A 22,376-nucleotide genomic window follows, 5' to 3' on the forward strand; every position below is an offset into this window, starting at 1 on the left:
GATGACCACCTCGAAGCAGCACGCCGCGTCCACGGTCGGCAGCGATGCCGAGCGCCTCGTCCGGCTCTCCGAGCAGCTGCATGCCCACCCCGAGACCGCGTGGGAGGAGCACAGCTCCTCGCGCTGGGTCGCGGAGTCGCTCGAGGAGGCCGGGTTCAGCGTGACTCCGGCCTACCTCGGCCTGGAGACCGCGTTCCTGGCGACGTTCGGCAACGGACCGTTCCGCCTCGGCCTGTGCGCCGAGTACGACGCCCTCCCCGGCCTCGGGCACGCCTGCGGCCACAACCTGATCTCCGCGATCACCGTCGGTGCCGCCCGTGCGCTCGCCCCGCTGGCCGATGCCGCCGGCCTGACGATCGAGGTCTACGGCACCCCCGCCGAGGAGGGCGGCGGCGGCAAGATCGAGCTGCTCGAGCGCGGCGCCTTCGCCGGCCTGGACCTGGCGATGATGGCCCACCCGGCGCCGGTCGACGTCGCCGAGGCCGAGCCGTTCGCGGTGTCCCACTCGCACGTCGAGTACCGCGGAAAGGCGGCCCACGCGGCCGCCTATCCCGAGCAGGGCGTCAACGCCGCCGACGCCTTCACCATCGCCCAGGTCGCGATCGGCCTGCTCCGACAGCAGCTTCCGCCGACCGTTCGCGTGCACGGCGTGATGACCAACGGGGGAGAGGCGCCCAACGCCATCCCCGCGCGGACCGAGGGTCGCTGGTACGTACGCGCCGAGAGCCTCGCCCAGCTCGCCGAGACGGAGGAGAAGGTCTGGCGCTGCTTCGAGGCCGGGGCGCTCGCCACCGGCGCGACGCTCGCTGTCGAGCCGGAAAGCAAGCCGTACGCCGAGTTCCGCACCTTCGAGCCCGCACTGGCGGCGTACCGGCGCAATGCCGAGGAGATCGGCCGGGTCTTCGACCCGGGGACTCCTGCTCGCCGGATGAACCGAGCCTCCACCGACATGGGCAACGTGTCGCAGGTCCTCCCGGCGATCCACCCCTACGTCGGCATCAACTCCGGGACCGCCCTCAACCACCAGCCCGAGTTCGCCGCGCACTGCGTCGGCGGGGACGCCGAGAAGGCGATCCTCGACGCCGCGACCGCGCTGGCGTGGACCGCACTCGACGTGGCCGAGGAGGCGACGGCACGATGACCACCCTCGACGCCCCGCCCACCCGCACCGAGCACGATTCGCTCGGCGCGTTCGAAGTGCCCGCGACGGCGTACTGGGGCGTGCACACCGCCCGCGCGCTGCGGAACTTCCCCGTCAGCGGCACCACGGTCGGAACCCACCGCTCGCTCGTCGCCGCGCTCGGGGCGGTCAAGCTCGCCGCGGCCCGCGCCAACCACGATCTCGGCCTGCTCGACGACCGCCGGTACGAGGCGATCGCAGCCGCCGCGCAGGAGGTCCGCGACGGTGGTCTCGACGACCAGTTCGTGGTCGACGTGATCCAGGGCGGCGCCGGCACCTCGACCAACATGAACGCCAACGAGGTCGTCGCCAACCGTGCCCTGGAGGCCCTGGGCCTGCCTTTCGGCAGCTACGACGAGATCCACCCCCTGGACCACGTGAACCGCTGCCAGTCGACCAACGACGTCTACCCGACCGCGGTCCGGCTCGCCCTCGTCGGGGCGATCGACCGCCTGGCCGAGGCGACCGACGCCCTCGCCGACTCGTTCGCCCGCAAGGCGGCCGAGTTCCGCGCCGTCCCCAAGATCGGCCGTACGCAGCTCCAGGACGCCGTCCCGATGACGGTCGGCCAAGAGCTCGGTGCCTTCGCCACCACGCTGCGCGAGGAGCTGGCGCGGCTGGCCGACTCACGCATGCTGCTGTGCGAGATCAACCTCGGGGCCACTGCGATCGGCACGGGGATCACCGCCCACCCCGACTACCGGCGACTCGCCGTCCAGCACCTCGCCGAGATCACCGGTCTGCCGGTCGTCGGCGCCGGTGACCTCGTCGAGGCGACCAGCGACACCGGCGCCTTCGTGCAGGTCTCCAGCGTGCTGAAGCGGATCGTCGTCAAGGCCTCCAAGATCTGCAACGACCTCCGGCTGCTCAGCTCCGGCCCGCAGGCCGGTCTCGGCGAGCTGCAGCTGCCGGCCCGCCAGGCCGGGTCGAGCATCATGCCCGGCAAGGTCAACCCGGTCATCCCGGAGATGGTCAACCAGGTCGCCTTCTGGGTGATCGGCAACGACCTGACCGTCACCATGGCGGCCGAGGCCGGCCAGCTCCAACTCAACGCGTTCGAGCCGGTCATGGGCCACGGCCTGCTCCAAGGCTTCAGCTGGACCGCGTCCGCGTTCGACTCGCTGCGCGAGATGTGCGTGGACGGGATCACCGTCGACGCCGCGGCGCTCGCGACCGCAGCCGCCACCAACGCCGGCCTCGCCACCGCGCTGACCCCGCTGCTCGGCTACGCGAGGTCCGCGGAGATCGCCAAGGCCGCGCTCAGTGGCGAGGGAGCGGTCAGGGACCTGGCCTTGGCCACCGGCGTGCTCGACCCGGTCGTGCTCGACGCTCTGCTGCGGCCCGAGACGCTGGCGAACCTCGACGTGCCCGGCACCAACGTGGCGACACGGGAGTAGTCGATCGCGAGATCCGATGGTTCGGGCAAGATGGCTCGCATGGCCGAGCCGTCCTTCACCCTGACCCAGCTGCGCTACTTCGCCGCAGCCGCGGAGCTGGGCAGCATGACCGCCGCGTCGCGGCAGCTCGTGGTCTCGCAGTCGGCCGTCTCCACGGCGGTGGCGCAGTTGGAGAAGGAGCTGGGCGTCCAGCTGCTGCTGCGCCACCACGCCCGCGGCCTGACGCTGACGTCGGCCGGCGAGGAGTTCTACCGCGAGCTGCGCAGCTATCTCGTGCACACGAACGAGCTGGTCGAGGTCGCGCGTTCGGCCGGTCAGGCGCTCGTCGGCGATCTCACCATCGGCTGCTTCGCCACGCTGGGCCCCTTCGAGCTGCCGCGGCTGCTGGCCGCCTGCGAGCAGGACCATCCCGGCATCCACATCTCCGTTGTCGAGGACGAGCACGCGGCGCTCAAGCAGGCGCTGCGCTCGGGTCGCTGCGAGCTGGCGCTCATGTACGGCTACGACCTCGACGACGACATCGACCACGTCCAGGTCGGGCTCGCCGCGCCGTACGTCCTCGTCGGCAAGGGTCATCGGCTGGCCCGCCGCAAGAAGGTCGCTCTCGCCGAGCTCGAGAAGGAGCCGATGGTGCTCCTCGACCTGCCGCACAGCGGCCAGTACTTCGAGCGCCTGGTCGAGTCGGCCGGCTTCCGTCCCGAGATCCGCCACCGCAGCGCCGGCTTCGAGACCGTCCGGGCCATGGTCGCCAACGGTCAGGGATGGTCGGTCCTCAACCAGCGCCCGGCCAGCGACACGACGTACGACGGTGCGCAGATCGTGACCCTCGAGATCAGCGACCCCATCGAGCCGCTCGAGGTCGTGCTGGCCTCGATGAAGGGCGTGCGCCTCACCGCCCGCGCCCAGGCTTTCGTCCGCTCCTCGGGTCGCGCAGCGCGACGGCGGGAAGGCCGCTGAGGCGACCTTCCCGCCGGGGAAGTGCTGGTGGCTGGAGCGCTGTGTCTCAGGCGTGCGAGGTGAGGGCCATCTCGCTCGGAGCGAGCTTGCGGCCGCGCGCCAGCAGGTAGTAGACCGGCGCCGTGACGACCAGGCCCAGGATCCAGCTCAGGTCGGCGCCGCCCAGGCTTTCCGCGACCGGCCCGGTGTAGAGCGGGGTCGCCATGAACGGGATCTGGACGAGGATGCCGATCGCGTAGGCGAGGATCGCCTGGCCGTTGAACCGGCCGTAGATGCCGCCGTCGGCCGCGAAGATCGAGTCGAGGTCGTAGTTGCCGCGGTGGATCAGGTAGAAGTCGATCAGGTTGATCGCTGTCCACGGGACCAGCACCACGAGCAGCGCGAGCACGATGTCGACGAAGTACGAGATGAAGTTGCCCGAGACGCCGATGGCGAAGTACGTCGAGGCGGCCATCACCACCAGCGACAGCACCACGCGGCTGCGGGCGGTCGGGATCCAGCTGGCGACGAACGTCTGGACACAGGTGATGATCGAGAGCACGGTGCCGTAGAGGTTGAGCGCGTTGTGACTGATCACCGACAGCAGGAAGAGGACCAGCAGCGGGGTCCCGAACGCACCGGTGGTGTCGCGGACCCCGGTCATGACCTCCACACCCGAAGTCATCGCCAGCGCGACGATGGCGCCGAAGGTGAACGGCAGGATCGAGCCGAGGGTGCAGCCGAGGTAGGTGGCGGTGAAGGTCGCCTTCACCCCGACGCTCGCCGGCAGGTAGCGGGAGTAGTCCGAGACGTACGGAGCGAAGGCGATCTGCCACAGCGCACCGAGCGACACGGTGGCGAGGAAGCCGGCGGTGCTGTACTCGCCCTGCGTCCAGAAGCCCGCGGGCAGGCCGGAGACGAAGATGGCGACGGTGCCGAGAACGATGGCGATGCCGAGGACCCAGGTGGCGACCTTGTTGAGCGAGTGGATCACCTTGTAGCCGATCACCGCGATCAGGCCGGATCCGAGCGCACCGATGACGATGCCCGCCCCGACCGGGATCGGCTCGGCGATGCCGTGCAGGGACTGACCGGCGAGAACGATGTTGGAGGCGAAGAACGCCAGGTACATCACGGCCGCGATCACGACGACGATCAGCGCGCCGTAGGAGCCGAACTGGCCGCGGCTCTGGATCATCTGCGGGATGCCCATCTGCGGGCCCTGGGCCGAGTGCAGTGCCATGAAGACGCCGCCCACGAGGTGGCCGACGACGATGGCCACGACGCACCAGAAGAGGTCGAGTCCGAAGACGGTGACACCGGCGGCGCCGGTGACGACAGGCAAGGGGGCGATGTTCGTCCCGAACCACAGGGTGAACAGGTCGCGCACCTTGCCATGGCGGTCCTCGGGTGGGACGTAGCCGATGGTGTGCTTCTCGACGACTGGCTGGTCAGACATGGTCATTCTCCAATGGGTGTGAGGCGCCCCACCATGGTCGTGACTCGGCCGTTCCTCTGGCAAACGAATCCTTTTGGCATAGGGCATCGGCAAAGCCGATGCACGTCCGAGCGGCCTGGGTCGCCCGAGCCCACTCTCCAGCGCCCGGGTCGCTACATTGACCGCGTGAGGTCACGGTCGTACGCGGGGACATCACCGAACAGCAGGCCGATGCCGTGGTGAATGCCGAGACAGAGCGCTGAGCGGCGATGACCCACGTCTCGGACCGAAAGGAAGCATTGTGAGAACTCGCACTGTCGTCATGGCGCTCGCGATCGCGCTGATGGCGTCGTCGTGTGCCGCCAACCGGGGCGACCAGCTGGCCGGTGAGCTGAGCGAGCGGCTCGAGGGTGTCGATGGCATCGAGCGGGTGGAGCTCGACGGCAACAACGTGCTGCCGTTTGCGGGCGACGCCAGCGGAACCATCGTCCTGGAGGACGGGATCAGCACGGCGCGGGCCGCTGAGATCGCCGCGATCCTCGAGCCGTACGTGTCCGGGGAGAGTCCCGACTACGCGCTCACTCTCGGGATAGACGGCGTCGATCTCCAGGTGAGCCCATCCGAGGAGCGCAACGCGAGCGGGTTGCGGTTGCTCGACGAGGTGCGGCAGCGCACCGATCTGAGCAGTGCGACGATCGTCTACGGTGCCGGGTCGCAGGCCTGCGTCGTGGCGGCAGAGGCGGAGGCGAGTGCGGATCCGGTGACGGTCTATGACGGCCTCGTTGCGCTCCGGGCCGCGACGCCGGGCTGTGAGCGCGCCGGTGTGCGGGTGACCCACGGAGAAGATCAGAGCATCACCGATGCAGCCGACCACTGGGAGCACGTCGACACGTTGCCCGAAGCGGTTTCGATGACGGAGCCGCTCGCCGGCCTCCGCGAGATCCGGAATCGGTTCGACGTCGTGAGCTATGCGATCAGGCCGGGGGCGCTGGTGCTGGAGATGAGGCGCGGCAAGGACGTGGTTGCGGCCGACGAGCTCGCGCGCAAGACGCCCGGTCAACAGGTCAGCGTCAGCGGCGGCAAGATCAGCGCTTGGAGCCAGGATGTCCCCGCTGCTCAGCTCGTCCTCGATCTCGCTGCGCTCTCGTCGGTGGGGTCGGTCAGCAGCGATGATCGCGGCCTCCAGATCGATGGCGTCGACCTGGACGACATCCTCGCCATCTACCAGCAGGTCGCACAGGACCCGGAGGCCGCAGGTATCAGCCGGATCTTGATCTCCGGCACCGCCGCCGGTGAGAAATACCAGATCGCCGGACCCCCGGACGTGGTCGCTGAGCGAGTTGCCGCGGCGCCGCGGCTGGCTGCGTACGCGCCGTTCGCTCTAGCTGATGACGACCTCTCGGTGCATGTGGCCGTCGACGAGATTTCCGACATGGTGGGGGTGATCAAGCCGCTCGCTGGTGTCGGGAGGCTGGTCACCGTCCGTGACGACCAGGGGCGGGAGGTCACCTTCCGCAGCGCCGGGGACGAGATCGAGGTCTCCGAAGGCGAACAGCGCGAGGAGGTCCGGCCGTTGCTCGACGCGATCTGGAGGGCGTGGCAGGGGTGATCGCGCGAGGGAGTCGATCCGGTTCACCCGTCGTCCGTGACTGCGCCGTCGGATACCCGCCGGAAGTCGCCGGTGAGGCGCCCTAGTTTCAAGGCATGAGTACGCATGTCGACATCGATCCGGCCATCCTCTACTTCGGCACACCCGTGGTGCTGCTCTCGACGCTCAACGAGGACGGCACCACCAACCTGATGCCGATGTCGTCGGTCTTCTGGCTGGGACGTACGGCGGTCCTCGGGGTCGGCGCTTCGTCGCGGACGGCGCTCAACGTGATGGATCGGCCCGAGATCGTCCTCAACCTTCCCGGCGTCGACCTGGTCACCGAGGTCGACCGGCTCGCACTGACCACGGGCAATGCGGCGATATCGGCGGCGAAGGCCGAGCGCGGCTATGTGCACGTGCCCGACAAGTACGCCCATGCCGGGCTGACCGCGTACGGCTCCGACACGGTGCTGCCGACGTCGGTCGCGGAGTGCCCCGTGCACCTCGAGGGAACGGTCACGGCGCTGCATCACCTCGGCGCGCCGAAGCTGCTTGCCGTCGAGGTCGGTGTGACAGCGGTGCGGGTGGCCCCTGAGCTGCGCCTGGCCGGCCACCCCAACCGGATCGACCCGGACCGTTGGCGGCCGTTGGTGATGAGCTTCCAGCACTTCTACGGACTCGGGGATCGCGTCCATCCGTCCCGGTTGGCGAGCATCGACGAGGAGCTCTATCGCTGACCGGATCCACGGCTCCGGCGATACCGTCGTCACCCCCTGAATATCGTGCGCAAAAGCACGATTCTTCCTATCTCGAGTCCGATCTGTGCTGCCGGTTTTCTGCCGTCTGACCAGCGGATATGTTCGCTTCCCAATGACCCGCCGGTCGAATGACGGTAAAGATGTGGTTGGGTGGTTGCGGATTTTCGAACGTGAGACGAAATGGTCGTGGAGGTGTTTCGAGGACGTGTGGGACTTCATCGCGGAACGACATAGACAGATCCTTTACGACGGTTTTCAACACGTCTATCTGGTGGTGCTCGCCGTCGTCGCGGCCACCGTCATCGCGGTTCTTCTCGCGATGCTGGTCACCAAGGTCCCGCGGCTGGGTGGTGTCACCAACATGCTCAGCGCCATCGGTCTGACCATCCCGGGCTTCGCCCTGGTCGGGCTGCTGATGCCGGCCACGGGCATCGGGAGCACCACCGCCTTCATCTGCGTCTGCTTCTACGCCGTGCTGCCGATCCTGCGTAATGCGGTGGTCGGCCTCCAGGGGGTTGAGCCGGTGCTGCTCGAGTCGGCCCGCGGCATGGGCATGGGGGAGGCCGCGGTCATGGCCCGCGTACGCCTCCCGCTCGCCTGGCCGGTGATCCTCGCCGGCATCCGGGTGTCGCTGCAGATGTCGATGGGCATCGCGGCGATCGCGGCGTACGTTCTCGGCCCCGGACTGGGGAGTTACATCTTCAGCGGCCTTGCCCAGATCGGTGGCAAGAACGCCCTCAACTATGCGCTGGTCGGGACGCTCGGCGTCGTCGTGCTGGCGCTGATCCTCGACCTGCTGCTCGTGCTCGTCGGGCGCGTGACCATTCCGAAGGGAATCCGAGTCTGATGACCACCACACCTGCCCATGAGGCCAGCGACGTCAGCGGCATCGAGATCGAGCTGGACGGGGTGACGAAGCGATATCCCGGACAGAAGGCGGCTGCTGTCGACTCGTTGAGCCTGACCGTCCCGGCCGGCGAGATGGTGATGTTCGTCGGGCCGTCCGGATGCGGCAAGACGACCTCGCTGAAGATGATCAACCGGCTGATCAAGCCGTCCTCCGGCATCATCAAGCTCGGTGGCGAGGACATCTCGGGCCGCGGCTCCGACGAGCTGCGCCGCCACATCGGCTACGTCATCCAGGGCGGCTCGCTCTTTCCGCACATGACGGTCGCGACCAACATCGCGATCGTGCCCAGGCTGCTGGGCTGGAGCAAGTCGCGGATCGCCGAGCGCGTCGACGAGCTGCTCGACCTGGTCGGCCTCGAGCCCGACCGCTATCGCGATCGCTACCCGCGTGAGCTCTCCGGCGGCCAGCAGCAGCGGGTCGGCGTGGCTCGCGGGCTAGCCGCCGATCCGCCCGTGATCCTCATGGACGAGCCCTTCGGTGCGGTCGACCCGATCACCAGGCAGCGGCTCCAGGACGAGCTGCTCGGCATCCAGCGCGAGCTGCACAAGACGATCGTCATGGTCACCCACGACATCGACGAGGCGATCAAGCTCGGTGACCGGGTGCTGATCCTCCAGGAGGGTGGGCACATCGCCCAGTACGACACCCCCGAGAGGATCCTCGCTGCCCCCGCCAACGACTTCGTCGACGACTTCGTCGGCTCCGGTGCGGCGCTCAAGCAGCTCACGCTGTCCAGGGTCAGCGACATCGACCTTCAGGAGACGACCACCGCCACCGTCGGTGGATCCAGCGCGGAGGCGATCGCCCGGGCCAAAGCCGCCGGCGACGGCAGCGTCGTGGTCCTCGACTCCCGGCGGCGACCGGTCGCCTGGCGGTTCCTGCGGGAGCTCGCTCGCCACGAGACGATCCAGGACGGGGACCGCGAGAAGCTGGTGACCCTCGACGAGCGCTCGACCCTCAACGACGCACTCGATGTCATGCTCGCCTCGAGCTTCGGCGGCGGGATCGTCTGCGACGCCCGCGACCAGTACCTCGGGGTGGTCTTCTTCGAGAGCGTCACCGACCACATGCGTACGGTCGAGAGAGCGGTTGCCCGCGAAGTGGCCGCCGAGGAAGCGACAGCCGAGGAAGCAACGGCCGATACCGGGCAGGTCGGGTCATGACGACGCTGGACCCGACCGTCGTCGCCCCCGAGAAGTCCGTACGCCGCTCCCGGCTGCGGCCTGCCGGCGGGGAGAGCGCCGCGATGCTGATGGTGCTGCCGATCATGGTCGCCGTCCTCTTCGTCGGCTACGTGATCTGGCGCCAGACGGCGGACCTGGACTCGATCGAGGAGTCCACGCTGGCCTGGGGCGCGATCTGGGAGCAGCTTCGCGACCACATCGCGATCACCCTGGTCTCCTCGGCGATCGTGGTCGTCATCGCGGTTCCGTTGGGCATCCTGCTGACCCGCGGCCGGGCCAGGGCGATCGCCCCGGCCGTCGTCGCCTTCGCCAACGCCGGCCAGGCGGCGCCCGCGATCGGGCTGATCGTGCTGCTGGCGATCTGGCTGGGCTTCGGCTTCTGGACGGGCGTGCTCGGGCTGGTGATCTACGGGCTGCTGCCGGTGCTGCGCAACACGATCACTGGGCTGCAGGGCGTGGATCCGACCCTGGTCGAGGCGGGCCGGGGCATCGGGATGTCCGCACCCCAGGTCCTGCTGCGCGTCGAGCTCCCGCTCGCGCTGCCGGTGATCATGGCCGGCATCCGCACCGCGCTGGTGCTCGTCGTGGGCACCGCGGCGCTGGTGACCTTCATCGGCGCCGGCGGCCTCGGCGGCGCGCTGACCTCGGGGATCAACCTCTTCCGGTTCCCGGTCATGGTCTCCGCGGCCCTGCTGATCGCACTGCTGGCGCTCCTGATCGAGTGGGTGGGCCGCGTGCTCGAGACCGTCCTTCGACCGAAGGGGATCTGATGAGACTCAAGCGACTCACCCTGGCGATGACCGCCGCAGTCGTCTCCATCGCGCTGTCCGGGTGCAGCATCGGACTGGGCACCGCGGGCGGTCTCACGAAGTCCGGCACGCTGGCCGGCCCCATCGAGGGAGTCGAGCTCGCTGACGCCAGCTTCTCGGTCGGCTCGAAGAACTTCACCGAGCAGATCCTGCTCGGCAAGATGGCGGTGATCCTGCTCAAGTCGGCCGGCGCCGAGGTCAAGGATCTGACCAACATCCCTGGCAGCGCGGCCGCCCGCGAGGCGCAGCTGGCCGGACAGGTGGAGCTCAGCTGGGAATACACGGGCACCGCCTGGCTGACCTACCTCAACAACGCCAAGCCGATCCCGGACGAGCGCAAGCAGTACATCGCCACCCGTGACGCCGATCTGCGTGAGAACAACCTGGTCTGGCTGCCGCCGACGCCGATGAACGACACCTACACGATGGCGATCAGCGCGGAGAGCGCGAAGAAGTACGGCATCACGAAGCTCTCGGAGATGAGCAAGGTGCCCCCGGCCGAGCGGACGTTCTGCGTCGAGGCGGAGTTCACCAACCGCCCCGACGGGCTCAAGGGCATGCTCGAGACCTACGGCATGCCGCTGGGAAGCCCCAAGGGGATCCCGAGGAGCAACCTGCGGACGCTGCAGACCGGCGCGATCTACGACGCGACCGCCAGGGGGCGGTGCACCTTCGGCGAGGTCTTCACCACGGACGGCCGGATCGAGGCGCTGGACCTGACGGCGCTCGAGGACGACCGCAGCTTCTTCCCGAAGTACAACGCCTCCATGGTCGTACGAGGAGAGGTGCTCGAGAAGCACCCCCAGATCGCGGAGCTGTTCGAGCCGCTGTCGGCGGCGCTGACCAACGAGGTGATCTCCGGGCTCAACGCGGAGGTCGACGTCGAGGGACGTGACCCGGCCGAGGTCGCCTGGGACTACCTGCGCCAGGAGGGGTTCGTCCGCTGACGCCTCAGTCTGCTGAGGCGGCCGCCTTGATCTCCTCGAACTGCGAGCCCATCCGGGCGGCGAGAGCCTCGGCGGCACGCAGCGGGCGGACCATCACCTTGAAGTCGACGATCCGCCCGTCCTCGTCATAGGTGAGGAAGTCGCAGCCGTTGAGCTCGAGGCCGTCGACCTTGGCAGTGAACTCGTAGGCGTGGTGTGCGCCGTCGTGGATCTCGCGGACGTAGGTGAGGTCCTCGAACACCTTCACGACGGCGCGCAGGATCGAGGCGGTGATCGCCCGGCCGGGGTAGGGCTTGAACGCGACCGGGCTGGTGAACACGACGTTGTCGGCGAGCATCGCCTCCACGGCGTCCATGTCCTTGGCCTCGATCGCCTCACGGAAGGTGGTCATCTGGGCTTCCTCCTGGGTCGGCTGCTTTCGGGAGAGCCTAGAGGGGCGGGTGCTGCGGCGTACTCCTCGGAAGTTCCCGGTCCGATGAGCCGACGGCTTTGCCGATGGCGATCCCCGCCGCCGCGGGCGCGAGCACCAGCCCCGCCACGAAGGGCGTGAGGAACGCCAGGTCGCTCCACAGGACATCGAAGTCGACGCCCTCCACCGACCAGATACGGATCGGAAATACGAGACCGGTCACGATGGCCACCACCGTCCAGCGCAAGAACACGGGCGAGAGGGCCTCCGCGTGGCGGCCGTCCCACAGACCCCAGAGCCCCGATACGACGAACAGGAGCCCGAAGTAGAGCAGGCCGGCGCCGATGTTGGCGTCCTCGCTCGGGAAGAGGTTGAGCACGATCGGGTAGAGGAGGCTGCCGCCGACGATCACGGCGAGGCGTACGAGGAGCTTCATGTCTTCAGACTGCCGGATCGGGGTCCGGGAGACATGAGTGCGAGTACTCAGATCAGCAGGTTCGCTAGGTTTCGAGGTGTGAACAGCTCAGCGGGACGGCGTGCTCTGGTGGTCGGTGCGGGGATCGGCGGGCTCACTGCGGCGCTCGCGCTGTCGCGGGTCGGGTGGCAGGTGACCGTGCTGGAGCGCGCGCCGGAGCTGGGCGAGGTCGGTGCCGGCCTCTCGATCTGGCCGCAGGCGTGGCGGATCCTCACCGACCTCGGGGTCGCGGATCGCCTTGTGGACGGCACTCGGCCGGCGATCCAGGCCGGGCTACGACGGCCCGACGGGCGCTGGCTGGCGAAGGTGGGCCTCGACGCCGTCGAGCGGACCCCGGTCATGGTGCACCGGGCCAGGCTGCACGAGGCACTCGTGGGTGCGCTGGCAGAGCGTGCCGGGGTCGAGATACGCACCGGGGTGACCGTCACCGGCCTGGCTGATCTCGACGAGGCCGGCCCCCACGGCCCGGCCGACCTGGTGGTCGCCGCCGACGGGATCCGCAGCACGCTCAGGAACGAGCTGCACGGACGCGAAGACGTACGCTACGCCGGCTACACCGCCTACCGCGGGGTCACCGCGGAGCCGGTGCCGGGGGAGGCCTCGAGCACGGGTGGGGAGACCTGGGGGGCCGGGGTGCGCGCCGGCTATGTCCCGCTGGTGGACGGCCGGACCTACTGGTTCGCGACTGCCAACCGGCCGGCGGGGGAGAGCGGCGGAGACCATCACGCCGAGGTCACCGCGCTGGTCGGCGACTGGCACGATCCGATCCCGCAGCTGTTGGCGGCGACGCCGCCGAGCGCCGTTCTCCGCGGCGACATCTGTGACCTGCGGCTGCCGCTGAAACGGTTCGACCACGGTCGCGTCGTGCTCCTCGGGGATGCCGCGCACGCGACGACCCCCAACCTCGGCCAAGGTGCCTGCGCGGCGATCGAGGACGCGGCCGTGCTGGCCGCCCAGGTCGCCGGTCACGCCCGGATCGAGAGCGCGGTGGTCGCCTACGACCGCACTCGGCGTCCAGTCACCCAGCGCCTGGTGATGGCCTCACGGATGGTCGGCGCGCTCGGCCAGGTCGACAACGGGCCCGTGGTCGCGGTCCGCGACACCGGCCTCGCCGGGCTCGGTGCGATCGCGCGGCTGCTGAGCAGGTAGGTCCGCCACCGCGTCACAGTCGTGCGGGCGCCGGTGTCTGGATGACCATGACGGCTACCTATCTCACCGTGACCCTCATCGCCTCGATCGCCGCGCTCGGCGGGGCGGTGCTCAACCTGACCGGCCACCGGATACCCGTGACCGAGGCGCGGCGGCTCTCGGTGCCGACGGAGTGGCTGCGGTTCCCGATCGGGGTGTCGTACGGGCTCGGCTTCATCGGCCTGCTGGTCGGGGTGGCGGTCCCGGCGGTCGGCATCGTCGCCGCGGCCGGGTTCGTGGTGTTCTTCGTGCTCGCGATCGGAGCGCACCTGCGGGTGGGGGACCGGAGCCTGGGGCGTGCAGTCGGTGGTCTCGTGCTCGCGCTGGCCACGCTGGTCGTCACCGGGGTGTACGCGGCGGGGCAGGACGACCCTTCGACAAGCTCAGGACACCGCCTCGGCGGGGTCGTCGCGGCGTACGTCGCTGATCTTCCGGACCCATGGTGGCCGGTCGTGCTGCTCGCGGTGATCCAGCTCGGTGACGCAGCGATGTGCGCCAAGCCGGTCGGCTTCATCGCCCGGTGCTTCACCGATGTCGGGCTGCCGCGCGCGCTGTGGCCGGTGATGCCGTGGGTCAAGGTGGCCGCCGCTACCGGCCTGGTCGCCGGACTCTGGGTGCCGTACGTCGGGGCGCTGGCCAGCGCGGCGCTGGTGGTCTACTTCGTGCTCGCCGTCGCGGCCCACATCCGGGCCCGCGACTTCGGCCGCAACCTCGCCCTCAACGCCACGCTGTCGCTGATCGCCTGCGTGGCGGTCCTCGTCTTCTGCTTCCTGCGTTGAAACGGGCTAGGCGACCCCGAACATGGTCAGGCACGGCTCCAAACCGCTGACCTCGACGCCGGTGCGGTCGTTGCGCTCCCATCGCTCCCGGTCGAGCCGGAGCCGGTGGGAGACGAGCACCTCACCGTCGCGTACGTCGCGGGAGATCCCGTCGGGCTGGTAGCCGAGCCTGGTGGAGACCCCCACGGAGGCGGCGTTGTCCGGAAACACCTCGGAGGTGGCGTAGGCGGCGCCGAGGTGGTCGAAGGCCACGGTGAGGGCGCCGAGGCGGGCCTCGGTGCCGAAGCCACGGCGGTGGTGAGGCAGGCCGAGCCAGGAGGCGGTGCTCACCTCGCGCCGGGTGGCGAACTCGGTCGCCGAGACCCAGACGACGCCGAGCGGGTCGCCGTCGACGAAGACGGTCAGGCCCAGGCTCCAGTCCTCCGGCCCCCACTCGCCCCGGCTCGTCCAGGCGCTACGCAGCACGTGGCGCGCCCGCTCCAGCGGTGGCCGTTCGGCCCATGGGGTCAGGAACGGCCGATCTCTCGGCTCGTGCACCCCGTCCGCGGCGACCTCGGCCAAGCGCGCGAGCTCGTCATCGGTCGGCAGCCGAAGCTCCAGCCGAGGGGTCCGGATCACCAGGCCGAACAGCGGCCACACCTCGGTCAGCGTCATCGGCCCATCATCGAGAGGGTCGGGGGTGACGGACAACTGGTTATCACCGCTCGTCCCGGCTCGGGCCTCTCACGTAGTCGAGGAGGTCGGCGGCCGCCGAGGTGTAGCGGTCGACCTCCTCGCCGCTGTCGCAGGTGCACAGCACGATGGTCACCTCGCCGGCGCGGGGCCAGATCGGCTCCCAGGTCGCGCCGGCCTCCTCCCAGCGGAGGAGTCGCTCGAGGTCGTCGCTCATGGTGGTCCGCGCTCCTGTTGATTGTCGACAATCCGACCGGCTACTACAGTAGGCGAGCGTTCGACGACTGTCAGTAGGACAGTCGAACGCTGACCTTTGGAGGCTGATGCGCGATGAGCGGAAACCCGAACGAGGCGAGGGTCGTGGCCGAGGTGCCGAAGGGGCTCCTGATCGCTGGTCAGTGGGCGGATGCGAGCGACGGTGGCACCTTCGACGTGTCCGACCCCTCGACCGGGGAGGTGCTGTGCGCGGTCGCCGACGCCACCCCCGAGGACGGCCGGCGTGCGCTCGAGGCCGCGGCAGCCGCCCAGAAGGAGTTCGCCGCGACCGCGCCGCGAGCCCGGGCGGACATGCTCATGTCCGCTTTCGACCTCCTGCACGAGCGCATCGAGGACCTCGCGCTGCTGATGACGCTGGAGATGGGCAAGCCGCTGGCCGAGTCGAAGGGCGAGATCGCGTACGCCGCTGAGTTCTTCCGCCACTTCGCCGAGGAGGCGGTGCGGATCGACGGCGGCTACCAGACTGCCCCAGCCGGTGGCTCCCGATTCCTGATCACGAAGCAGCCGGTCGGTCCCGCGCTGCTGATCACGCCCTGGAACTTCCCGATGGCGATGGGGACCCGCAAGCTCGGTCCCGCGATCGCGGCCGGTTGCACGAGCATCACCAAGCCCGCCCAGCAGACGCCGCTCTCGATGCTGGCGCTGGGCGAGGTCCTGCGCGAGGCCGGCGTGCCCGAGGGCGTCGTCAACATCCTGCCGACCACCCGGCCGGGCGAGATCACCGAGCCGCTGCTGACCTCCGGGGTGATCCGCAAGCTCTCCTTCACCGGCTCCACCGGCGTCGGCCGGACGCTGCTCGCCCAGAGCGCCGAGCAGGTGCTGCGTACGTCCATGGAGCTCGGCGGCAACGCCGGCTTCGTCGTCTTCGAGGACGCTGACATCGACGAGGCGGTCGCGGGTGCGATGGCGGCGAAGATGCGCAACACGGGTGAGGCGTGCACGGCCGCCAACCGGATCTTCGTGCAGCGCTCGGTCATCGACGAGTTCGGGGAGCGGCTCGCCAAGGCGATGTCGGAGCTGCCCATCGGTCGCGGGGTCGAGGAGGGCGTACGCGTCGGACCCCTCATCGACGAGAAGGCCCGGCAGAAGGTGCAGAGCCTCGTGGACGACGCGGTGGCCGGCGGTGCGCGGGTGCTGACCGGCGGCACGGCTCCCGACGGGCCGGGCTTCTTCTACCCGCCGACCGTGCTCACCGGTGTACCCGTCACCGCGCGGATGGGCACCGAGGAGATCTTCGGCCCGGTCGCACCGCTGACGCCGTTCGACACCGAGGACGAGGTGGTCACGGCCGTCAACGACACCGAGTACGGCCTGGTGAACTACGTCTTCACCAACGACCTGCGCCGTGGGCTGCGGGTCGCCGAGGCGCTCGAGTCCGGGATGGTCGGGCTCAACCAGGGCGTCGTCTCCAACCCGGCCGCGCCCTTCGGCGGCGTGAAGGCCTCGGGGCTGGGGCGGGAGGGCGGGCGTGCCGGGATCGAGGAGTACCTCGAGACCAAGTACGTCGGGATCGCGATGTGACGCGAGGCGTGATCTAGACGTAGCCCGGGTCGTCGTCCTCGGCATGGACGAGGCGCCGTAGCGCCTCGTCCAGGTGCTGCTCGACGCGTCTTCGGGTCAGCCCCACATCGCCCGCCTCGATGGCGTCGACGATCTGGCGGTGCTCCTCGACCAGCTCGAGCGGCTGCCGGTAGGCGCCCTCCAGGGCGGCCAGGCACATCCTCGTCTCGACGATCAGGGTCTGCTGCATCCGGGCCAGGCGTCGGCTGCCGGAGCACTGCACCAGCACGTCGTGGAAGTGGAGGTCGGCGTCGCTCAGCGCCGTCGGGTCACCCAGCTCGAGGGAGTGGGCCATCGCGTCGCACGCTGCGCGGAGCTCGCGCAGCGCAGCCGGGACCCGCGCGCGGGCGATCATCGAGGCGGCGGCCCCCTCGACGGCGGCCCGGGCCAGATAGACGTCGCGGATGTCGGCCTCGTCGAGCTCGATCACGAAGAGACCGCGGTTGGGCTCGCTGCGGAGCAGACCCTCCTGGACCAGGCGCTGCATGGCCTCGCGCAACGGGCCGCGGCTGACCCCGAACTGGGCCGACAGAGCGGCCTCGCTCAGCTGTGCCCCGGGCGGCAGGCTGCGCTTCATGATCGCCGTGCGGAGCTGGCGAGCGATGAGCGAGGCCGTCGACTCCCGGTGCACGGGTTCGAAGCTCGATGTCACTGTCAACGTGGTCTCCGATGGGCGGCCGAGAAAGAGCTTGATTGTTGACAATCATTGTATGTGTCGGTCGGCAGCGAGCGGACCGACTTCGGGCGGGCCCGGGCACGTGTGACGCGCCCGGGCCGCCCGTCCGTGTCCGTCGGTCAGACGGTCTTGTCCAGCTCGGCGAGCTCCGCCTCGGACTCCGGCGTACCCGGGATCTCGGTGCCCCGGATCGACTTGCCCGCCGTCTCGACGACGAAGAACAGCGCGATCAGGCCGACCACGGATCCCGCGATCATGTAGTAGGCCGGCATCAGCACATCGCCGGTGGCGCCGATCAGGGCGTTGTTGACGTACAACGCCGTGCCACCGAAGGCAGCGGTGGAGATGTTGTAGCCGATCGCCATGCCGCCGTAGCGAACCTGCGAGGGGAACATCGCCGGGAAGGTCGCCGAGATGGTCGCCAGCTGGGCGACGTAGACGATGCCCAGCACCGTGAACCCGATGACCGCCGGCCAGAAGCCCTGCCCGATCAGCAGGAACATCGGGACCGAGAGCACGATCAACCCGATGAAGGAGCCGCCCCACATCGGCTTGCGGCCGACCCTGTCCGAGAGCGCCCCGGCGATCGGCAGGAACACCAGCATCGCGATCTGTCCGAAGATGACCAGCAGGTCGGCGTCGGTGCTGTTGAAGCCGGCTTCCTCCTGCAGGTAGGTCGCCATGTAGGCGAGCAGGGTGTAGTTGGCGATGTTGAGCGCGGCGACCAGGCCGATCAGCGTGAGGATCGGCTTGTAGAACAGCGCGAAGAGATCCTTCAGCGCGGCCCCCGCGCCGCCCTCGACGGCGTCGTGCGACTCGAGCTCCTGGAAGACGGGCGTCTCCTCGAGCTTGGTCCGGATGTAGAGGCCGATGAGGCCGATCGGACCGCCGATGAGGAACGGGATGCGCCAACCCCACTCGGTCATGGCGTCCTGGCCGATGAGCGACTCGGTGGTGAAGACGACGGCGATGGCGGCGGTGAAGCCGACGATGGTGCCGAACTCCAGGAAGCTGCCGTAGAACCCACGCTTCTTGTCGGGCGCGCACTCGGCCATGTAGGTCGCGGCGCCGCCGTACTCACCGCCGGTCGAGAATCCCTGGATCACTCGGAGCAGCACGAGCAGGACCACGGCCCAGATGCCGATCGAGTCGTAGGTCGGGAGCAGGCCGACACAGAACGTGGCAGCCGCCATCAGGATGATGGTCATCGCGAGGACGCGTTGGCGCCCGATGCGGTCGCCGAGGGGGCCCCAGAAGATGCCGCCGAGCGGACGCAGGATGAACGAGATCGCGAAGGTCAGAGCCGTGCCGGCGAAGCCCTGCTCGGGGAAGAAGTTGGCGGTGATCTCGGTCGCCACATAGGCGAAGGCGCCGTAGTCGAACCACTCTGTCGCATTGCCGACCGCTGAACCGGTTATCGCTCTGCGGAGCTTTGATTTATCGGGTTGTGCCTCGTCGGAGGTGATGGTTGGGGTTCCTGACATTTCTTCTCACCTATTCGGTGTGATTGATGGCTGGGGACCGCGTTTGACCCACTGTGTCGACTGTAGGGTTGTCAACAATTTGCGCCACGTCAGCGCTGTCTTTGCGCTCTGGCAGGGAGCGCTGAAGGTGGCACAGGGTGTGACGGATGGTTTATGTAAAGCCAGCACGCTACCCGAAGAGGGCTCGGGGAAGGGATAGGGGGAGGGGCACCCCGGCGAGTCGCACGGCTCGTCAGGATTGTTGACGATCTCCAACCAGCCTCCTACCGTGGCCCGAACCATTGCCGAGATATCGAGCGCGACGGAGGATTTCTTGGAGACGTCCCGGCGCCCTGCGATCACGATTCTCTGCCCGCCCGACGGTGACAGACCCCGCGGGATGGAGCTGCTCGAGGCCGACGCCGAGCTCACTTACGCCGATGCCGCAGGTCTCGCCGACGCGCTCGACGGGGCCGACGCGCTGCTGCTGTGGGACTACTTCTCCGATGCCGTCCGCGATGCCTGGCCCAGCGGCGGCTCGCTGCGTTGGATCCACGTCGCCGCAGCCGGGGTCGACAAGCTGCTCTTCCCGGAGCTGGTCGACTCCGAGGTGGTCGTCACCAACGCCCGCGGGATCTTCGACCGGGCGATGGCAGAGTTCGTGCTCGGCTCGATCCTGGCCGTGGCCAAGGGCATCCACGTCAGCCACAACCTCCAGGCGGCCCGCCGGTGGCATCGCCGCGAGACCCGGCTGATCAGCGCCCAGACCGTGCTGGTGGTCGGCGTCGGCTCGATCGGCCGCGAGACGGCTCGGTTGTTGCGTGCGGTCGGGATGGACGTACGCGGTGCCGGCCGCACCGCCCGCGGCGGCGACCCCGACTTCGGCGAGATCGTCGCGAGCGCCGACCTGGTCTCACACGTGGGCTGGGCGGACCATGTGGTCGTGGCCGCCCCGTTGACGCCTGAGACCCAGGGTCTGATCAGCAAGGACGTGCTCGCGGCGATGAAGCCGGGAAGTCACCTGGTCAACGTCGGGCGCGGGGCGATCATCGACGAGAGGGCGCTCGTCGCCGCGCTCGGCGACGGCCCGCTCGAGGCCGCCTCGCTCGACGTCTTCGAGGTCGAGCCGCTCCCAGCCGAGAGTCCGCTGTGGACGATGCCGGGGGTCGCGATCTCGGCGCACATGTCCGGTGACTACACGGGCTGGCGAGGGGCGCTGGCGGACCAGCTCGTCGACAACGCCCAGCGCTGGCTGAGCGGTCGACCGCTGCTGAACGTCGTCGACAAGCGGCGCGGCTTCGTCGTCGGGTAGAGGGCGGAGGCACACCCCGGCTGCGACCGGAAGGCGGCCTGATGGACGACTGGAAGCCGTACGGACCGGGTATCGGTCGGATGTCCGGGTTATCCGTCGATAGGGTTTGGTCATGTCTTGGTTCGAGCGCAACACCCATCACTGGGACGACTGGTCGCTCGACGAGCTCGTCGAGGCCAAGCAGGGGCAGCGGGTCAGCCTCGTGGTCCCGGCGCGCAACGAGGCCGCGACCGTGGGTGACCTGGTCAGCACGCTGCGCACCAGTCTGATGGAGACCGCCGACCTGGTCGACGAGCTCGTCGTCATCGACTCCGACTCCTCCGACGACACCGCCCGGATCGCCTCGGACGCCGGCGCCGACGTCTACGCCTCGGCCGCGATCAGGCCCGATCTCGGCTCCTACCCCGGCAAGGGCGAGGCGATGTGGAAGTCGCAGTTCGTCACGACCGGCGAGCTCATCGTCTTCATGGACGCCGACCTGACCGAGTGGGACACCCACTTCGTACGAGGTCTTGTGGGTCCTCTTGTCAACGATCCTGCGATCGAGCTGGTCAAGGGCTTCTACCGGCGGCCGGGCGAGCACGGTCTCGACGGCGGTCGAGTCACCGAGCTCGTCGCCCGCCCGCTGCTCGCCCTGCATCGCCGGCCGCTGCGGGACCTGATCCAGCCGCTGGCGGGGGAGTGGTCGATCCGGCGCTCGCTGTTCGAGAGGCTGCGGGTCCCGGTGGGCTACGGAGTCGAGCTCGCCGCCCTCGTCGACACGCTGGACACGCGTGGGATGGACGCGATCGCCCAGGTCGACCTCGGCCAGCGCGACCACAGCCACCAGGACCTCTTCGATCTCGGCCTGATGGCGACTCAGATCGTGGGCATGATGTCGCGCCGCCTCGGGACCGGCCCGGCGGGTGATGACGTCGAGATGCGGCAGTACATCCCGATCGACGGCTCCACCAAGGTCATGGAGCGGTCCGTGAGCCTCCTGGAGCGGCCGCCGCTGCGCGACGGGTCGGGCGGTATGGTCTCCTGATGCTGCGCCTCGGACGACACGACTTCGGTGATGGCGAAGCGCTGATGATGGCGATCGTCAACCGCACCCCGGACTCGTTCTTCGACAAGGGAGCGACCTGGGCCGAGGACGCGGCCTTCGAGCGCGTACGTCTGGTGGCGTCGCAAGGAGCGGAGATCGTCGACATCGGCGGGATCAAGGCGGCGCCGGGGGCCGAGATCGGCGCCGCGGAGGAGAAGGCCCGGGTGGTCGACTTCGTCGCCCGCGTACGGGAGGAGTTCCCGGCGCTGGTCATCTCTGTGGACACCTGGCGTGCCGAGGTCGGCGATGCGGTGTGTGCGGCCGGCGCCGACCTGATCAACGACGCCTGGGGTGGTGCGGATCCGGAGCTCGTCGACGTCGCGGCGGCCCACGGCGCCGCGATCGTGTGCACCCACACGGGCGGCGTGACGCCGCGGACCCGCCCCTATCGGATCGAGTACGACGACGTCGTCCGCGACGCGATCGACTCGACTCTCGGCTACGCCCAGCGTGCCCTCGACGCCGGGGTCGCCAAGGAGTCGATCGTGATCGACCCGGCCCACGACTTCGGGAAGAACACCTTCCACTCCCTCGAGATCACCCGCCGGCTCGGGGAGATGGTCGAGACCGGCTGGCCGGTGCTGGTCTCCCTCTCCAACAAGGACTTCGTCGGGGAGACCCTCGACCAACCGGTCGGCGAGCGACTCCTCGGCACCCTGGCCGCCACGTCGGTCTGCGCGCTGGCCGGCGCCCGCATCTACCGGGTCCATCAGGTGCCGGAGACCCGTCAGACCGTCGACATGGTCTGGACGATCGCCGGACGCCGGCGTCCGGCGCGAGCGATCAGGGGGCTGCAATGACACGGGTGGCGCTCGTTCCGGGATGCCTGGCCCTGCTGCCTGAGAACGCCTCGCTCGAAGACCCCGTCGAGGAGCTCCGCTCCGCCTGCTTGGCGGCCGTGGCGTGGCTGGGCGAGGAGGTACGCGTGGTCGCAGGCGCGCAGGGTGCCCGGGTGGCGTCCGCGCTGCTGGCCGAGGTCGGTGCGGCTCCGACGAGCGACGCGGAGGCGGCGTACCTCATCGTCGGCAACGGCTCGGCCCGTCGCAGCGAGAAGGCGCCCGGTCACCTCGACCCGCGGGCCGCCGGGTTCGACGAGACACTCGGCAGATCGTTGGCGAAGCCCGACGCCGCCGCGCTCGGCGCGCTGGATCGTGGGCTGGCCGCTGACCTGTGGGCCGACGTCGATCCGATCGTGGAGTCGGCCGATCTGCTCCGCGGGTTCGACACGGTGGCGATCGACTACGACGCCGACCCGTACGGGGTGCGCTACTGGGTCGCCCGCTGGGCTCGACGGGTGTAGCCCGCCCGCCAGCGGGCCCTGTTGATCTG

23 protein-coding genes are annotated in these 22,376 nt (G+C 69.4%); 16 read left to right on the top strand and 7 right to left on the bottom strand.

Features of this window, described 5'->3' with window-relative positions; genetic code table 11:
- Window position 1: 1 nt before the first annotated feature.
- From BJ988_RS07550 to BJ988_RS07560, 3 genes are read left to right on the top strand one after another with little or no spacing between them, the layout of a single operon-like run.
- Window positions 2-1,141 (top strand): M20 family metallopeptidase, encoded by a 1,140-nt coding sequence (locus BJ988_RS07550; protein WP_179657462.1) that lies wholly within the window; start codon window positions 2-4, stop codon window positions 1,139-1,141.
- Window positions 1,138-2,577: an aspartate ammonia-lyase gene (locus BJ988_RS07555; RefSeq protein WP_179657463.1), complete on the top strand. Its 1,440-nt coding sequence runs from the start codon at window positions 1,138-1,140 to the stop codon at window positions 2,575-2,577. Before BJ988_RS07550 ends, BJ988_RS07555 begins: the two co-directional genes overlap by 4 nt.
- 39 nt (window positions 2,578-2,616) lie before the next feature.
- Window positions 2,617-3,534, top strand: coding sequence for a LysR family transcriptional regulator (locus BJ988_RS07560; RefSeq protein WP_179657464.1), 918 nt, complete (start codon window positions 2,617-2,619; stop codon window positions 3,532-3,534).
- Between the two features lie 46 nt (window positions 3,535-3,580).
- Here BJ988_RS07560 and BJ988_RS07565 read toward each other — a convergent pair whose 3' ends face one another.
- Window positions 3,581-4,972: a purine-cytosine permease family protein gene (locus tag BJ988_RS07565; RefSeq protein ID WP_179657465.1), complete on the bottom strand. Its 1,392-nt coding sequence runs from the start codon at window positions 4,970-4,972 to the stop codon at window positions 3,581-3,583.
- Between the two features lie 280 nt (window positions 4,973-5,252).
- Between BJ988_RS07565 and BJ988_RS07570 the strand changes: the two genes are divergently transcribed.
- From BJ988_RS07570 to BJ988_RS07595, 6 genes are all read left to right on the top strand, one after another.
- On the top strand, window positions 5,253-6,560 hold the full coding sequence (locus BJ988_RS07570; RefSeq protein WP_179657466.1) for a hypothetical protein: 1,308 nt from the start codon (window positions 5,253-5,255) through the stop codon (window positions 6,558-6,560).
- A gap of 95 nt (window positions 6,561-6,655) precedes the next feature.
- Window positions 6,656-7,279, top strand: coding sequence for a flavin reductase family protein (locus tag BJ988_RS07575; RefSeq protein WP_179657467.1), 624 nt, complete (start codon window positions 6,656-6,658; stop codon window positions 7,277-7,279).
- 226 nt (window positions 7,280-7,505) lie between these two features.
- Window positions 7,506-8,147 carry an ABC transporter permease subunit gene (locus BJ988_RS07580; protein ID WP_179657468.1) on the top strand — a complete coding sequence of 214 codons (642 nt, stop codon included), beginning with the start codon at window positions 7,506-7,508 and terminating at the stop codon, window positions 8,145-8,147.
- Window positions 8,147-9,373, top strand: coding sequence for an ABC transporter ATP-binding protein (locus BJ988_RS07585; RefSeq protein ID WP_179657469.1), 1,227 nt, complete (start codon window positions 8,147-8,149; stop codon window positions 9,371-9,373). The genes BJ988_RS07580 and BJ988_RS07585 overlap by 1 nt, the downstream gene beginning before the upstream one ends.
- Window positions 9,370-10,164 (top strand): ABC transporter permease, encoded by a 795-nt coding sequence (locus tag BJ988_RS07590; protein WP_179657470.1) that lies wholly within the window; start codon window positions 9,370-9,372, stop codon window positions 10,162-10,164. Before BJ988_RS07585 ends, BJ988_RS07590 begins: the two co-directional genes overlap by 4 nt.
- Window positions 10,164-11,150 (top strand): glycine betaine ABC transporter substrate-binding protein, encoded by a 987-nt coding sequence (locus tag BJ988_RS07595; protein WP_179657471.1) that lies wholly within the window; start codon window positions 10,164-10,166, stop codon window positions 11,148-11,150. The genes BJ988_RS07590 and BJ988_RS07595 overlap by 1 nt, the downstream gene beginning before the upstream one ends.
- Before the next feature lie 4 nt (window positions 11,151-11,154).
- Here BJ988_RS07595 and BJ988_RS07600 read toward each other — a convergent pair whose 3' ends face one another.
- On the bottom strand, window positions 11,155-11,541 hold the full coding sequence (locus BJ988_RS07600; RefSeq protein WP_179657472.1) for a nuclear transport factor 2 family protein: 387 nt from the start codon (window positions 11,539-11,541) through the stop codon (window positions 11,155-11,157).
- 37 nt (window positions 11,542-11,578) lie between these two features.
- The gene (locus BJ988_RS07605; RefSeq protein WP_179657473.1) at window positions 11,579-11,995 is read right to left on the bottom strand and encodes a hypothetical protein; all 417 of its coding nucleotides are present in this window, start codon (window positions 11,993-11,995) and stop codon (window positions 11,579-11,581) included.
- 78 nt (window positions 11,996-12,073) lie between these two features.
- On the opposite strand from BJ988_RS07605, the gene BJ988_RS07610 reads away from it, so the two are divergent.
- Complete coding sequence (locus BJ988_RS07610) at window positions 12,074-13,183, top strand: FAD-dependent oxidoreductase (RefSeq protein ID WP_343051529.1); 1,110 nt, start codon at window positions 12,074-12,076, stop codon at window positions 13,181-13,183.
- Between the two features lie 41 nt (window positions 13,184-13,224).
- Entirely contained in the window at window positions 13,225-14,001 is a 777-nt protein-coding gene (locus BJ988_RS30110) for a DoxX family protein (RefSeq protein ID WP_218860660.1), read from the top strand.
- A 6-nt stretch (window positions 14,002-14,007) separates the two neighbouring features.
- On the opposite strand, the gene BJ988_RS07625 is transcribed toward BJ988_RS30110, so the two are convergent.
- Entirely contained in the window at window positions 14,008-14,655 is a 648-nt protein-coding gene (locus BJ988_RS07625; RefSeq protein ID WP_179657475.1) for a GNAT family N-acetyltransferase, read from the bottom strand.
- A gap of 43 nt (window positions 14,656-14,698) precedes the next feature.
- Window positions 14,699-14,890, bottom strand: a complete 192-nt coding sequence (locus BJ988_RS07630; RefSeq protein WP_179657476.1) for a hypothetical protein — start codon at window positions 14,888-14,890, stop codon at window positions 14,699-14,701.
- Window positions 14,891-15,003: 113 nt separating this feature from the next.
- Between BJ988_RS07630 and BJ988_RS07635 the strand changes: the two genes are divergently transcribed.
- Complete coding sequence (locus BJ988_RS07635; protein WP_179657477.1) at window positions 15,004-16,470, top strand: NAD-dependent succinate-semialdehyde dehydrogenase; 1,467 nt, start codon at window positions 15,004-15,006, stop codon at window positions 16,468-16,470.
- 13 nt (window positions 16,471-16,483) lie between these two features.
- On the opposite strand, the gene BJ988_RS07640 is transcribed toward BJ988_RS07635, so the two are convergent.
- Both BJ988_RS07640 and BJ988_RS07645 read right to left on the bottom strand, forming a co-directional pair.
- Window positions 16,484-17,161 carry a GntR family transcriptional regulator gene (locus tag BJ988_RS07640; RefSeq protein WP_343051837.1) on the bottom strand — a complete coding sequence of 226 codons (678 nt, stop codon included), beginning with the start codon at window positions 17,159-17,161 and terminating at the stop codon, window positions 16,484-16,486.
- A gap of 143 nt (window positions 17,162-17,304) precedes the next feature.
- Window positions 17,305-18,669: an MFS transporter gene (locus BJ988_RS07645; protein WP_179657478.1), complete on the bottom strand. Its 1,365-nt coding sequence runs from the start codon at window positions 18,667-18,669 to the stop codon at window positions 17,305-17,307.
- Between the two features lie 379 nt (window positions 18,670-19,048).
- Here BJ988_RS07645 and BJ988_RS07650 point away from each other — a divergent pair, with 379 nt between their 5' ends.
- The 4 genes from BJ988_RS07650 (at window position 19,049) to BJ988_RS07665 (ending at window position 22,347) form a co-directional block, all read left to right on the top strand.
- Entirely contained in the window at window positions 19,049-19,960 is a 912-nt protein-coding gene (locus tag BJ988_RS07650) for a D-2-hydroxyacid dehydrogenase (protein ID WP_179657479.1), read from the top strand.
- Between the two features lie 112 nt (window positions 19,961-20,072).
- Window positions 20,073-20,987, top strand: coding sequence for a glucosyl-3-phosphoglycerate synthase (locus BJ988_RS07655; RefSeq protein WP_179657480.1), 915 nt, complete (start codon window positions 20,073-20,075; stop codon window positions 20,985-20,987).
- The gene (gene folP / locus BJ988_RS07660) at window positions 20,987-21,847 is read left to right on the top strand and encodes a dihydropteroate synthase (RefSeq protein WP_179657481.1); all 861 of its coding nucleotides are present in this window, start codon (window positions 20,987-20,989) and stop codon (window positions 21,845-21,847) included. Before BJ988_RS07655 ends, folP begins: the two co-directional genes overlap by 1 nt.
- A complete protein-coding gene (locus tag BJ988_RS07665; RefSeq protein WP_179657482.1) occupies window positions 21,844-22,347 on the top strand; it encodes a class III extradiol ring-cleavage dioxygenase family protein in 504 nt (167 codons plus the stop codon). The genes folP and BJ988_RS07665 overlap by 4 nt, the downstream gene beginning before the upstream one ends.
- Window positions 22,348-22,376 lie beyond the last annotated feature (29 nt).

The organism is Nocardioides panzhihuensis, from assembly GCF_013408335.1.
GTDB lineage: Bacteria > Actinomycetota > Actinomycetes > Propionibacteriales > Nocardioidaceae > Nocardioides > Nocardioides panzhihuensis.